Genomic DNA, 14,088 nt, shown 5'->3' on the forward strand with positions numbered 1-14,088 from the left:
ACTGCATATGGAAAATGACGCACTTGTGTATAAAACTGCGGAAACTCAAGTTTTATCATACACTAGAAAAATTCGTTTGACAATTGTATAATGTTACAAAAAAGAAAAAAAGGAGCAATATGATGAGTCAACTGTTTTACTATACACCGGCAAACGGAGACTGGAACAAGGCACTTCCGATTGGAAACGGAAAACTTGGAGCCATGATTTTTGGAGAGGAACATGAAGAACATTTTCAGCTTAATGAAGATTCTGTCTGGTTTGGGACAAAACGAAACCGCAATAATGCGGATGCCAGAAAAAATCTAGAAAAAATCCGCGAATTAATTTTAAATGAAAAAATTTCAGAGGCTGAAAATCTCTGTAAATATGCCCTGTCCGGCACGCCACAGAGCCAGCACAGTTACCAGACACTGGGCGATGTTTATTTTGATTTCTGCGGTGTACGAAAAAACACAAAAGATTTTAAGCGGACACTCGATTTATCAACCGCCATACATACCTCAAAAGTCACGGATGCAGACACTGGCTTTTCCTATGAAATTGAGACTTTTGCCGACTTCGACACAAACTGCATTGCTGCCCATTTTACGAGTACTAATCCGGATGGGCTTTCTTTGGCTGCCTCCTTACAGCGTGGCTCTTTTTATGAGGCAACCACCCACACAGACGACACGCTGTTAATTTCCGGCAGACTCGGCGGTGGGGATGAAACTTTTTGTGCCGGTATGCGCTTTGTCATTTCGGATGGCATACAAACAGGCATGGGCGAGCATTTGTTAGCCGAACACTCCTCTTCCATTACCGTATTGCTGACAGCGGCAACTACATTCCGTCATAAAAATCCAGAAGAAGCAGTAAAAGAATCATTAAAAAAAGCAGCTTTCATTCCATATGAGAGATTAAAAGAAAAACATATCAAAGAATACCGCTCATATTTTGACCGCATGCATTTATCACTTCCTTATGATTCATCTCTCGATGCCCTTCCAACAGATGAAAGACTTGCACGTATTGATAAGGAACACCCGGATAACGGACTCATTAACACGTACTTTGATTTTGGCAGATATCTGTTAATTAGTTCCAGCCGCGGCGACTGTCTTCCGGCAAATCTTCAGGGCATCTGGAATGATTCTTTAAGTGCACCATGGGGAAGCAAATTTACCATTAATATCAACACAGAAATGAATTACTGGCCGGCATTATCCTGCCGGTTAGCCGACTGCGAAAAACCGCTTTTTACACATATGCTGCGCATGTTGGAAAACGGAAAACAGACCGCTAAAGAAATGTATGACTGCCGTGGTTTTGTCGCCCACCACAACACCGATTTATGGGGTGATACAGCACCGCAGGACATCTACATTCCTGCTACTTACTGGGTTATGGGCGGTGCATGGCTTGCTACCCATATCTGGAACTATTACAGTTACACAAAAGACCTTGATTTTCTCAAAGAAATGTACCCATTTTTACGAGAATGTGTTGCCTTTTTTATGGATTTTCTCATCGAAGTTAATGGCGAATTGGTAACCTGCCCTTCTGTGTCACCGGAAAACACTTATATCATGAAAGATGGCACACAAGGACGCTTGTCTTACGGCGTTACGATGGACAATGAAATTCTCCACGAATTATTTGACCATTTTGAAAAGTCCTCCACATTGTTACAAGAAACCGATATCGATTTTTGCCAAAGAGCAAAAGAAACGGCAAAAAAACTACCAAAAATAAAAATTGGAAAACACGGTCAGATTATGGAATGGATGAAAGATTATGATGAAGCAGAACCGGGGCACCGCCACATCTCACATTTGTGGGCACTTCATCCGGCTTTCCAGATTACGCCGGATAACACACCGGATTTATGTGATGCTGCCAAAATTACGTTGCAGAGGCGTCTCAGTAAAGGCGGCGGACACACCGGCTGGGGCCGTGCGTGGATTATGAATATGTATGCCAGATTATGGGATGGAGAAAATGCTTATAAACAGCTTTTACTCCTCTTTTCCAACTCAACTTTACCAAATCTGTTTGACACGCATCCACCATTTCAAATTGATGGTAATTTCGGCTCAATTGCTGCCATCGCAGAAATGCTCTTGCAGTCAAGAGAAGATAAGACGATTTTTCTTCCTGCACTTCCAAGTGCATGGCAGAATGGTTTTGTAGAAGGAATCTGTGGCAGGGAAAATATCTGCTATGACATTCGCTGGAACAAAGGCGTCCTCACCGATGTCACCCTGCACGCAGGGTCTGATACCTCCATCACGCTTTCTTACAAAGACAAAGAAAAACGCCTCACCCTGCAAGAAGGTGAGACGTTATCTGTATCATTTTAATCATTTAGGAGTGTAATCGTTTTACTTTTATTAATCGTCCTGTAAAGCATCAAACCCGCTCTCACCGGTTCTGACTTTGACAACTTCTTCGACATTGTATACGAAGATTTTACCATCGCCAATGTGACCGGTGTAGAGTGCCTCTTTAGCAGCATCTACAACTTTTTCTACCGGCACGGCACTTACGACAACCTCAACTTTCGTCTTCGGCAGCAACGTAAATTCAACCGGTACACCACGATAATACTCTGCTGTACCTTTCTGAGTACCACAGCCTAATACAGAAGTTACGGTAATACCACTGACGCCAATCGCATTCAGTGCTTCCTTCAAATCTTCGAACTTGCTCTGACGGCAGATAATGGAAATCTTGCTCATCTTCACTGCACCTTCGGCTACCTCTTTCTTCTTCTTGAGAGTCGGAGCAGGAACCTCTGCTACCGGTACAGCGGCTTCCATCGGAACATCGCCCATCGTTGTCTTTGCTCCTGCCGGTGATGCAGCATAGAAGCGGTTACCAGCCGGCATAAAGTCTGCGTAAGCACTTGGCAAACCATGTTCGGTTGCATCCAGACCTTCGATTTCTTCCTCCGGTTTTACACGAAGACCAATGGTTGCACGGATTGCAAGGAATGTAAGTGTAATCAATACAACAGCCCATGCACCAACCGTAAGAATACCTAAAATCTGAAGTCCTAACTGGTTAAATCCACCACCGTAGAACAAACCTTCTTTAATTCCCGCTATTTTAAATCCCGGTGCGGATGAAGTAGCAAACAAACCAACTGCGAAAGTTCCCCAGATACCATTCATCATATGTACGGCTACCGCACCAACCGGGTCATCCACACGAAGCACATGGTCACAAAGCCATACACCAAAGACAACCAGTACACCGGCCACCGCACCGATAATAGCTGCACCGAGTGCATCGGTTACATCACAAGGAGCTGTGATTGCTACCAAGCCTGCAAGAGATGCATTCAAACACATCGAAACATCCGGTTTGCCATATTTAATCCATGTAAAAATCATACATACAACGGTTGCCACAGCAGGTGCGACTGTTGTTGTCAGGAAAATTGAACCAAGCGTTTTCAAATCTGTTGCAGCAGCACCGTTAAATCCATACCAGCCAAGCCATAAGATGAATACACCAAGTGCACCAATTGTTAAGTTATGACCAGGAATCGCATTTACCTTTATCACTTTACCGCTCTTATCTTTCTTAAACTTACCAATACGAGGTCCTAAGAATGCGGCACCAATTAAAGCACAGATACCACCTACCATATGAATAGCACAAGAACCGGCATAATCATGGAATCCAAGATTTGCTAACCAGCCGCCGCCCCAAATCCAGTGGGCTTCAATCGGATAAATCAATGCTGAAATCACTGCTGAATATACACAATAGGACAAGAACTTAGTTCTCTCTGCCATTGCTCCGGAAACGATTGTTGCCGTTGTTGCACAGAACACAAGGTTAAATACAAACGTTGAAAAATTGAAATTTGCAAAGTTCGTAAACAAGTCAAATCCCGGTTTGCCAATAAATCCAAGATAATCTTCACCAAGTAACAGTGAAAAACCAATCAACATAAACATCACAGTTCCGATACAGAAATCCATGAGGTTTTTCATAATGATGTTACCGGCATTTTTGGCTCTGGTAAAACCACCCTCTACCATAGCAAAACCTGCCTGCATCCAGAATACCAGTGCGGCGCCTATCAAAAACCATACGCCCCACAAATCGCTCTGAAGCGATTCAACTGCTTTCATTACATCCATACTAATTCCTCCTTTTCTTTCATGACGTATTCCCCTGCAATAGAAAAAGCGCCAGAAACAAATTCTCGTTTCTGACGCCTTCGTCATTTATGTCTGCAATTATAAAACGCGGTTTTCTAAATGTCAATACCTTTTTTACATTTTGTGCATTTCCAACAAATACCATTCGTAAAAATGCAACTTTTTTCAATAATTAAACAACAATCCTTTTCTTGCACACATTTCTGTGCTATAATTGATTATGTCTATCAAAATAAGAAAGGCTGATTATAAATGGCTTTAAATACCAAAGGAAAAAAGACATCTTTGACCGAAGAGGCATCCATTTACCAGAAAAGACAGGATGATTTATCGGACAAAGAACGTATAAAGAATATGACAGGAAAGCAAAAACGGGACTTTTTCAAAACTTATTATCTTCCCAAACTGCTCGTTATACTTGCTGTAGCCGGTGTTGTTTTTTACATCGTATGGGTTGATTTTATCAACAAGTCTCATATTTATATGCGGTGTGCGATTCTGAATGAGTCGATTACCGACAGCACCCTGACAGAATTCAGTGACCGATTTACCGACTCTATGAAGATGGATTATAAAAAGAACCGTGCTTCTTTTTATATGTATTATACCCGCTCGGATGTTGCCAGAGAGATGGGAGCCGACACGGGCAGCGATTTATCGGAAATCAGCAGCCGTCTGGTGGCAAATTCATTAGACTGTATGATTGCTTCTTATGAAGATGTAGAAAATATTTACTTAAAAAATGGATTTATTATGAATCTCAATGATTTTTTAAGCGAAAAAGAAAAAAAGGCCTTAAAACCTTATCTTGTCACCAAAAAAAATGAGGCTGATAAAGTGATTGGTATTTCTTTGAAAGACTGTAAAAAATACCGGACACTTTTCACCGGCAGAACACCAATTACAGAAGAACCTGTTCTTTATGTAATTACGAACGCAACCGATGAAGGAAAAAATTATGTCAAACAACTCATTCATTACCTTTATTCGGATGAATTAAAACAAACAGCGTAGATTGGAGGACTTATGTTAAACGGACGAAAAACCATCGGTATTATTTTATTTGATATAACCGGCTACTATCAGCAGCAGTTGGTACATACGTTATCAAAAACCGCTTCTAAGCGCGGCTACAATCTGCTTACTTTCTCTGCTTTTACCATCTACGGCAGCGATACAAAAAATGCAGCAGGTGAATATAACATTCTCCATCTGATTCCGTATGAACAGCTCGACGCCCTAATTGTCTGCCATGACACATTTAACAGCAATGAAGCTGTCGAGGAACTGTGGAAACTTGTCACAGAACGCTGTCAGGCACCCATTATCAGCATACGCAAAAAGGTAAATGGCTGTTACAACATATTAGCAGAAGACACAGATGCAATTCCTGCTTTTGTACGCCACTTTCATGATGTTCATCACTTTGACCGCATTGCCTTTATGTCCGGACCATACAACCATCCGGATGCAATTTTCCGCTTAGAAAAATATAAAGAGGCAATGGCTGAGTTAGGACTTGACTGTCCGGAAGAATACATTTTCGAAGGTGACTTTTGGAAAAATTGTGCCGCTGATGCAGCAAACCACTTTATGAATTTAACAAACCGCCCTCAGGCAATTGTCTGCGCCAACGACTACATGGCACTCTCTCTTTGTAAAGAACTTACATTACAGGGTTATTCAGTGCCACAGGATATCGCCATTTCAGGTTTTGATGATGTACGGGATGCGCGTGCAAATGTACCACCGCTAACCACCTGTTATGTCTCAGTCTCTGATATGGCAAAAAAAGCAATGGAAACGATTGATACCTTATTAAATGGGAAAGAAGCTCCTGCCTGCACGTTTGTTCCTACAAAAATCATCATCCGCAACTCCTGCGGCTGTGAATCCTCCACGATGAAAGATTTAAGTCTTTCCCGTATGTATGAAGTGGAATTAATGGAACAGCTGATTAACCAAAATGCGCATAATACATTCGTTTCCATTTCGCTGGAAAATATAACATCCGCAGAGGATATCGGTGATTATCTCCGATTAGAGGATGCCCCCGGCATTACCCGCGATTTCTACCTGTGTCTTGGCATCCACGGCAATGGTGCCTATCCACAGGTAAAGAAAAAAGCACCCGGTTTTGCAAAACGCTCCCATTCGATTTACAGTTTAAGAGATTTAAATCCAATTGCCACCTCAAGTTTTGAGACGAAAAAATTACTGCCGCCGGAAGCTATCCGCGAGGAACCAATGGCAGTATTTTTCTTCCCGATTCATTATTTGGAGTATAATTTTGGCTATGTAGCAGCAACCTCAAACGGTGAGGAAGCACAAGATACATTATTTCACTCCTGGCTTTCCCTTATCGGAAATACATTGGAAAACTCGCGAATTCGTGCAAAAAATCAGGCACTATTGGAAAAATTAAATATGCTCTACCACGAAGATTTTCTTACAAAATTATATAACCGCCGCGGTTTTGAGCAGTTCTCGGAAGAAGAATTTGCAGAAGCAAAGAAACACAACATAAAGACGATGACACTGAGTATCGACATGGATAACCTGAAATACATTAACGATGTTTATGGACATTCTCATGGAGATTTAGCACTTCAGACAATTGCCGATGCAATGCGTCAAGCCTGCTCCGGGTGTGAAATCTGTGCCCGCATCGGTGGCGATGAATTCGCTGTATTCGGTTATGACTACAGCGAAGAGAAGGCAAAACAGTATACCGAAAACTTCTTACAGTACTTAAAAGATTTTAACGCTGACAGCAGCCTTCCATACTGCGTCAACGCCAGTTTCGGATATACCATCTCCGACCCGTCACTTTCCATATCGCGAGAGCAGTACATGAAAGCCAGCGACGATTTACTCTATCAAAACAAGCGAAAACGTAAGGAAAAGTATGGTAACCTAAGTCAGCGGTAAAAAGATTCTAAAAGTTGTAAAAAGCGCTTCATCTGTAGTGGTTTCTCCAAAAAAGCATTGATTCCTATTTGTATACTGGATTCAATGCTTTTTTGGTGGATTTCATCCACCAATACAAACAAAGGAACTTTTTTTGCCCGTTCACGGCTGCGAAATTCCAGTGCAAAATCTTCATAATCAATTGCTAATGAATATCCATCCACCACAACAACATCAAATGGCTCTGCCACATAACTCTCCCATAATTCCAACCCTTCTTTTGCAGAATAAGCAACATCCACCTGTGCTCCACAGACACGAAACCGTACCCCCATCATATCAGATTCCTCATTCTGCGACTCAATAACCAGAATTTTATAGCCTTTCAATGATACATCATTTGGGAAAAGTTCCGGTTTTAGCTCTAACTGCGTAATCTTATCTTTCCAGCTCTTCTTTAACGGAAGTTCCAATTTCATCACATTCACATTTCCTCCTCGACGGCTTAATTCCAATCTTCCACCGAGAAATTCCGATAAGCGTCTGGCAACCACCAATGAGAATGTTGTACAGTAAATACCCTCTTTTCGCTTCCAGTCCATTCTGGTGTTTACATGATCCAAAAGATAGTTTCTGCCAAATGAAGACTCATCAATTGGCAGTCCCCAGTCCTCAAACATAACAGATAATAAAAACTGGTCGTCCCCTCTTTTTTCCACTGTTCCGAATACACGCACAGTAGAAGATTCCTCTGAATTTAGCAGGCAGTTTCCAAGAATGTGGTTAAAAATTTCGAGAATACGCTTTTGATCTCCAAAACACAGTTCTCCATCCAAATCAAAGTTTGCCTCTAGCGTTAGTTTTGCCCGGTTCATTCTCTCTTTCCAGTCAGTAACCACTCCATTTACAAGTTTTGCCAGAGAGAAAGAATTGTTTTCAATCACCATTTTCCCCTGTTCAATTATTTCGTATTCTGACATACTCTCAATAACTTCGAGTACATACTCAGCGGCCGTCCGGATTTCTCCAATTCGCTCTTGCAGATTCTCCTGCTTATAAAGTTCCGCGCTTACATATTGAACCGGCGCCATTACTTCTCTTGTTAAAATAGCCAGAAAATTTCTTCTCATCTCCACCATATCCTTTGCTTCTTTTAACGCTGTCGCCATCAATCTGCGGTTTGATTCTTCCTCTTTTAACTGAATCAGTCTCAATTCATGCATATCCTGTGCTTCAACAATAATTGTATCCGTGTCACTTCCCAGATAGCTGTAGCGGAAACATTTGTATCGATAATCCCCACCCGGTTTATTAATGCGGAAAAATAAAACTTCCTCAATCGAACTTGACTCCAGCACGTCTTTCATGTTATCCAAATCAAATACCGTATAAAAACGCGCCTTATCCTCCGGGTGCACGTAATGGGTTGCCGTTTTTTCCACAAAATCTTCAAACATAGCAAACGGGTAAATGTCTTCAAAAGCTTCCTCTCCGGTAAAATATCCCTTCATTGTGTGGTCACGCAGAGAAACTTTGATTACGATTTCATAAATTTTATCTGCCTGTTTTTGATAAATATTCTGTAATTCGAGCCGCTCTTCCTCCTGTTTTTTCTGTTCCTCAATATTTTTCATACTGCCAACCAGGCGAACAACCTGACCCTTTTCCAATACTTTCGTGACTGCAAATTCATACCACTGATAACTCTCTTTGCCGGTAGAATTCTCCTTTGTTAAAAAACGAATCTGTGAGGATGCCGAAATTTCATCCGTATATAAAAAGTCAAAAACACCCTTATCCTCCGGGTACAAAAGACCGGAATCATACATAATTTCATTCAGCGTTCCCTTACACTGTTTTTCCACGCATAAAGAAAATGTCATATGTTCGGAATCTTCATAAAACTGCATCTGTTTTTCCTTTACATCGTATTCAAACAGAAAGTGGGCATTAATCCCCGAAGCAATCATATAACGCTCTTTTTCCCGCTCTAAGCGGTACATCGTACGTTTCTGTTCCGTGACATCCAAAAGCGTACATAAATACTCGCATCCCTCTTCGCTTTCCTGATAATATCTGCCGACCATCCGGTACCATCTTGTATCCTGATAACGAGGATGCCTGGTACGAAAATCGTAATCAAGCGGTTCCTGTTTTCTTGCCTGCTCAATGATGTGGCTGCGAAGCCCCGGCAAATCCTGCGGATACGTATAAATACCGGAACTGCCAAGGTACTGCTCCCTCGTTGTTCCCACCATTGTAAAATACTGGTGATTTGCCTCCATAATGTAGAAATTCGTATCGGTAACAAGAACGGTCATCACACCACCCGGAATGTTATCATAGGTCGTGTCTCTTTCCCTCATCGTTTTTTCTTCGCGTGAAACATCAACGACTAAAGAACGGATATTTTTTCTTCCGGTATCATCTTTTTCATAGCGTCCGTTTTCCCACACCCAGATAAGCGAACCGTCTTTCTTTCTCATGCGGTAACGGCACGTGTAACTGCCGCTCTGTTTCAGATTTTTTCGAATCTGATAACGAATTTCCTCATAATCCGGTGGATAAATCAAATCTCCCACTTTACCACAGCTGCGTATCATAAGTTCCGACTGCGTATAACCCATCATATTACAGAATCCCTCATCCACCTCATCAATGAGCATTTCATCATTTTCATAATGCGAAAGTCTTTCCCCAAAGTCTTTGAGTTCATGCATTCTGGCTAACTGCCACATTTCCTTTGTCATACATTCTCCTTCTTTCTCGCCACAACTACAAACCGCCCGTTTTCCGTATGATAAGCGCAAGTTACCAAAGTCAGAAGCTGCTCTCCGTAAGCCGGCGTTGCCCCATCTTTGTAAATTGATAATTTCTTACAATTTTTCACATAGGTTTCATACTGTTTTTTTGACAGTTTTCCTACATACCGGTAATACTTAAACACATCCTCATTTTCTTTATACACTTTCGAGCGAAATACTGCTACAACCTCATACTGCCGCTTCTCATAAAGCGTATCAAACTCAATCGTTTTATGTTTTTTATAAAAATCTGCCTTTTCAAAATCCTCCAAATGCGCAAACATCAAACCGCTTTTCATGTGATGACCGTAAACCATCAAATTTCCTTTTAACTCATCAATGTCACACTTAGCATCTAAAAACGGTAGTCCGTTCACATCGGATTTTTTCTCAAAATTGCGATGTAAATAATATTCCGAATCTTTTTTCGTCTGCATAACCGGATAATCAATTTTTGTATTTTTCACCGTTACCCAGCCGATTAAATCTGAATTTTTCTTATAAAGCTTACGGTATCCCTTTTGAATCGACCGTCCGGTTTCGGATTTCACTTCTGTTTCTTCTTCGGTGTCCGAAAAAGCCTCCTGCCTAATCTGCTGCAATTGTGATAATTCGTTTTCTGTTTGTTTCGCCATCCAGAAATAATGAAATAAATATCCCCCACTGGCTAAAAAAATAATTATCAACATAATCAAAAGAATTAACGAAAAAATTCTTTTTTTCTTCATAGTCATAGTCTCCTTTATGTAACTAATCTGTAACTTTTTTTCCATTGTACCATAGAGACCACTACCTATTCAATCCTATTTCTGCAATCCTCTCTTTACAAGAACATGTCTTTCGATAACAGAAAAAATACATTTGTCAATTACAATTCCAACCACTACAATTACAAGCATAACAAGCATAACCTGATTAATATCTGCAAGATCACGTCCCATGATAAGCGTCTGTCCAAGACCAATTGAAGTTGTCATAACCTCTCCGGCCATCAATGCACGCCACGCAAAAGACCATCCCTGCTTAAGCCCTGCAATCATCTCTGGCAAACAAGCCGGAAACAACACATAACGATACATTTGGCGTCTGCCCGCTCCCATTGTAAGTGCTGCCCTTGTGTAAATAGTAGAAATATTCTTGATTGCATTATCGACAGAAATTGCAATACCAAATGCTGACCCCATCACAACAACAAACAGAATTGCTTGTGTTGAAAGGCCAAACCAAAGTATCGAAAATGGCACCCAGCATACACTGGGCAGTGTCTGTATACCGAGAATAATTGGCTTCATGTTTTTTTGCAAATATTTAAAATGGTAGAGAGACACCCCCAGCATCACACCAATAAGAACAGCGATTGCATAACCGATAAATCCACGAAACAGCGAATTTAATGTTGCCTGCAAAAGACTTCCATCCTGCATAAGTTCAAAAAAACACTTGCCCACACCAAGTGGAGACGGCACCGAATAGGATTTAAAAATGTCAAACACATCAACACCTATCCAGTACGTTCCCTGCCATAATAAAAGTAAAAGCAAAAAAAATAATATCATTCCCATAATTACATCTCCTCTTTTTTTCTATTTGACACTCCCTGCACAGCATCAAGAATCTTATGCCTCTGTTCAACAAACGCCGGAGCATAAACATGACGTGGCCGATTCAAGGAAATAGGCAGAATATCTGACACCGTTCCACCTTCCGGTTTCAAAACCACAACTCGATCTGCCAAGTACACTGCCTCTTCTGCACTATGAGTAATAAATAATATCGTTTTTTTCGTTTCTATCCAAATCCGTTGCAATTCTTCACGCAGACAATTTGAAGTCTGCTTATCCAAAGCAGAAAAAGGTTCATCCATCAAAAGAATCTCAGAATCAATAACAAGTGCGCGCGCCAAAGCCACGCGCTGGCGCATTCCACCGGAAATCTCATGGACTCGATAATCCTCGTACCCTTGAAGGTGTACCATTTTCAAATAGTAATTCGATTTTTCCAAACGTGTTTCTTTTGATACTCCCGATAATTTCATGCCAAATTCTACATTTTCTCTCACTGTAAGCCACGGGTACAAAGCGTGTTCCTGAAACATAACGGTTCTCTCTGCTCCCGGACCATTTACTTCCTTCCCATCCATCAGAATTCTTCCGGAAGATGGAGTCAAAAGACCAGCTGCAAGATTTAACAACGTACTTTTTCCACATCCGGATTTTCCAACGATGCAGACAAACTCCCCGGTCTGTATCTCCAAATTAATGTGTTGCAGCGTCGACTCATCCTGATTCACAAATTGTTTTGACACGTTTTCAAAAACAAAAGACATTACCTTTTCCCTCCCTCTTTTTCGACGGCATATAACAAATTATCATCTGGCAGTTCTTTAATAAATCCTTGTTTCTTACTAATATTTGCAAGCCCCAAAATAGCTTCTTTGCTATAATCTGTCTGAAACAAAATACGCTCGAAAGATTCCGAAATAATGTTGTCAGCAAGAGCCTTTCCCGTTGTTTTTTTCAACTCGTCATTTATCTTTCCTTGCACTTGTTGTGGTTTCTCATGAATCTTTTGAGTTGCAGTTTTGTGTTCCCTTAAAAATTTCTCAACCATATCCGGGTTATTTTCCATAAACTCTTTACGAACTACCACAACAGCAACATCATATTGGCCTTTCAGATAAATCTCATCATAATCAAGAACCATCTTGGCTCCCTGCTGTAAAAGTGTTGCCCCCCACGGTTCTGGAACCAGCGCAGCATCAACGTCTCCCCGTGCCATCACATTCGCAACATCCGCATTGGCAACAGCACTAATAGTCACATTCCCCCCCTCCGTAACAGGTTTCAAATCCGAGTCCTCCAAAAGTTTTAATAAACTTAAATGCTGCGTATTACCAATCTGTGGGATTGCAACCGTTTTTCCGGCAAGATCTTTGACACTGGATATCTTTGACCCCTCACGCCGAATTAAAACAGCTCCACCCTTTGCAGCGCCAGATAGAATCTTTATATCACCATTTGATTTAACATTTGCACTAATTGCAGGTACAGGTCCAACATAGCCAATATCAATATCACCAGCAAACAAAGCTTCTACCTCTGCCGGTCCAGCATTAAAAGCCGTCCACTTTACATTAACATTCTTTCCAAAAGCATTCTCAATGCTTTTTTCTGACTTCATCAAAAGTGCCTGCGCATGCGTCACATTATTAAAATATCCCACCTTAATTGAATTTACCTCATCCTTACTAGTACCGCATCCGCTAATTGCAAAAAGTGTCGACAACGCAATTCCAGCTAATATCATTTTTTTAATTTTTTTCATGTTCCACATTCTCCTTTTGTTTTTTTATATTAAATAGTGTATATTTTTTTATCTTGACAAAAAACTCCCTTATTTGAAATCGTTTTCGTTATTTTTTTGCCATGATTTTTGGCTATGATTCCATATATTTACAACGAAACAAATCGTTATATATGAAAACGGTTTCAAATTATTCAAAAGGAAAGGAGACACTATGTCAATAAAAAAAATTGCTGAATTTGCTAATACATCACCAGCCACTGTTTCTCGTGTTCTTAATGACCCAGAGCACATCTGTCATGACCCGGAACTTGCAAAACGAATATGGGAAATTGCAGGCAGACTTAATTATCTGCCTAACTCAGCTGCTCGTGAACTTCGCAAAGGAAAACCTCAACTAGCCACTTCCCTTACCATTGATTTATTTCTTACACGTTTTGATTCACTAGATATAGACCCTTTTTTTTATGAATTATTTCAATTTCTCCAGAATGTAATACAGAAAAACCGATGCCTGCTTGGTAATATTCTCAGCACTGCTGATATTATGAAGCTCGAATCAAATTCAACACCAGGTATTGTCCCTTACAAAACCACAGAACATCTACTTCACGAAAAAACAAATCATTGTCCCGCCTTTATTACACGGAAAGAAAACACAGGGCTCATTATTCTTGGAAAATGCTCACCTGAACTTATCCCTGCATTAAAAAAAAGATATGCCTATGTTGTCGGAATTGATCGAAACCCAAGCAACTACTTCTATGACGAAGTAATCTGCAGCGGAGAGGCAGCTGCAAAGATGGCTGTGGAACGACTTATTACCCTAGGTCACAAAAAAATCGCCTATATCGGCGATTCAGACTGTAGACAAAGTCCACGACAAATGTCGTGGATTTTTCTCGTATTAA

Annotated in this window: 10 protein-coding genes; 4 read left to right on the forward strand and 6 right to left on the reverse strand. The window is 40.8% G+C overall.

Going from position 1 to position 14,088, the window contains the following annotated elements:
* The first annotated feature begins 122 nt into the window (after positions 1–122).
* Complete coding sequence (locus DW005_RS12825) at positions 123–2,345, forward strand: glycoside hydrolase family 95 protein (RefSeq protein ID WP_117480006.1); 2,223 nt, start codon at positions 123–125, stop codon at positions 2,343–2,345.
* A 30-nt stretch (positions 2,346–2,375) separates the two neighbouring features.
* Here the strand turns inward: DW005_RS12825 and DW005_RS12830 are convergent, their stop codons facing one another.
* Positions 2,376–4,139, reverse strand: a complete 1,764-nt coding sequence (locus tag DW005_RS12830; protein WP_117480008.1) for an ammonium transporter — start codon at positions 4,137–4,139, stop codon at positions 2,376–2,378.
* Positions 4,140–4,412: 273 nt separating this feature from the next.
* Between DW005_RS12830 and DW005_RS12835 the strand changes: the two genes are divergently transcribed.
* Together DW005_RS12835 and DW005_RS12840 are read left to right on the forward strand one after the other, a co-directional pair.
* Positions 4,413–5,174, forward strand: a complete 762-nt coding sequence (locus DW005_RS12835; protein WP_117480010.1) for a hypothetical protein — start codon at positions 4,413–4,415, stop codon at positions 5,172–5,174.
* A 12-nt stretch (positions 5,175–5,186) separates the two neighbouring features.
* On the forward strand, positions 5,187–7,091 hold the full coding sequence (locus DW005_RS12840; RefSeq protein ID WP_117480012.1) for a diguanylate cyclase: 1,905 nt from the start codon (positions 5,187–5,189) through the stop codon (positions 7,089–7,091).
* Here DW005_RS12840 and DW005_RS12845 read toward each other — a convergent pair.
* From DW005_RS12845 to DW005_RS12865, 5 genes are all read right to left on the reverse strand, one after another.
* Entirely contained in the window at positions 7,082–9,820 is a 2,739-nt protein-coding gene (locus tag DW005_RS12845) for a PAS domain-containing protein (RefSeq protein WP_117480014.1), read from the reverse strand. The two genes, DW005_RS12840 and DW005_RS12845, sit on opposite strands and share 10 nt — an antisense overlap.
* The gene (srtB, locus tag DW005_RS12850; RefSeq protein ID WP_181975053.1) at positions 9,817–10,602 is read right to left on the reverse strand and encodes a class B sortase; all 786 of its coding nucleotides are present in this window, start codon (positions 10,600–10,602) and stop codon (positions 9,817–9,819) included. Before srtB ends, DW005_RS12845 begins: the two co-directional genes overlap by 4 nt.
* A gap of 75 nt (positions 10,603–10,677) precedes the next feature.
* Positions 10,678–11,436 (reverse strand): ABC transporter permease, encoded by a 759-nt coding sequence (locus tag DW005_RS12855; protein ID WP_117480018.1) that lies wholly within the window; start codon positions 11,434–11,436, stop codon positions 10,678–10,680.
* Positions 11,437–11,438: 2 nt separating this feature from the next.
* Positions 11,439–12,200, reverse strand: coding sequence for an ABC transporter ATP-binding protein (locus tag DW005_RS12860; protein ID WP_117480020.1), 762 nt, complete (start codon positions 12,198–12,200; stop codon positions 11,439–11,441).
* Positions 12,200–13,198: an aliphatic sulfonate ABC transporter substrate-binding protein gene (locus DW005_RS12865; RefSeq protein ID WP_242989478.1), complete on the reverse strand. Its 999-nt coding sequence runs from the start codon at positions 13,196–13,198 to the stop codon at positions 12,200–12,202. The genes DW005_RS12860 and DW005_RS12865 overlap by 1 nt, the downstream gene beginning before the upstream one ends.
* A 193-nt stretch (positions 13,199–13,391) precedes the next feature.
* Here DW005_RS12865 and DW005_RS12870 point away from each other — a divergent pair.
* A partial coding sequence (locus DW005_RS12870) for a LacI family DNA-binding transcriptional regulator (protein WP_147324444.1) occupies positions 13,392–14,088 on the forward strand: 697 nt, incomplete at its 3' end.

The sequence above is a fragment of the Clostridium sp. AF36-4 genome (assembly GCF_003435975.1).
Taxonomy (GTDB): domain Bacteria; phylum Bacillota; class Clostridia; order Lachnospirales; family Lachnospiraceae; genus Eubacterium_F.

What these genes read in the sequence shown, in the direction of transcription:
- DW005_RS12825 (WP_117480006.1), top strand. Translation starts at nt 123, where the DNA reads ATGAGTCAACTGTTTTACTATACACCGGCAAACGGAGACTGGAACAAG.
- DW005_RS12830 (WP_117480008.1), bottom strand. Translation starts at nt 4,139, where the DNA reads ATGGATGTAATGAAAGCAGTTGAATCGCTTCAGAGCGATTTGTGGGGC.
- DW005_RS12835 (WP_117480010.1), top strand. Translation starts at nt 4,413, where the DNA reads ATGGCTTTAAATACCAAAGGAAAAAAGACATCTTTGACCGAAGAGGCA.
- DW005_RS12840 (WP_117480012.1), top strand. Translation starts at nt 5,187, where the DNA reads ATGTTAAACGGACGAAAAACCATCGGTATTATTTTATTTGATATAACC.
- DW005_RS12845 (WP_117480014.1), bottom strand. Translation starts at nt 9,820, where the DNA reads ATGACAAAGGAAATGTGGCAGTTAGCCAGAATGCATGAACTCAAAGAC.
- srtB (WP_181975053.1), bottom strand. Translation starts at nt 10,602, where the DNA reads ATGAAGAAAAAAAGAATTTTTTCGTTAATTCTTTTGATTATGTTGATA.
- DW005_RS12855 (WP_117480018.1), bottom strand. Translation starts at nt 11,436, where the DNA reads ATGGGAATGATATTATTTTTTTTGCTTTTACTTTTATTATGGCAGGGA.
- DW005_RS12860 (WP_117480020.1), bottom strand. Translation starts at nt 12,200, where the DNA reads ATGTCTTTTGTTTTTGAAAACGTGTCAAAACAATTTGTGAATCAGGAT.
- DW005_RS12865 (WP_242989478.1), bottom strand. Translation starts at nt 13,198, where the DNA reads ATGAAAAAAATTAAAAAAATGATATTAGCTGGAATTGCGTTGTCGACA.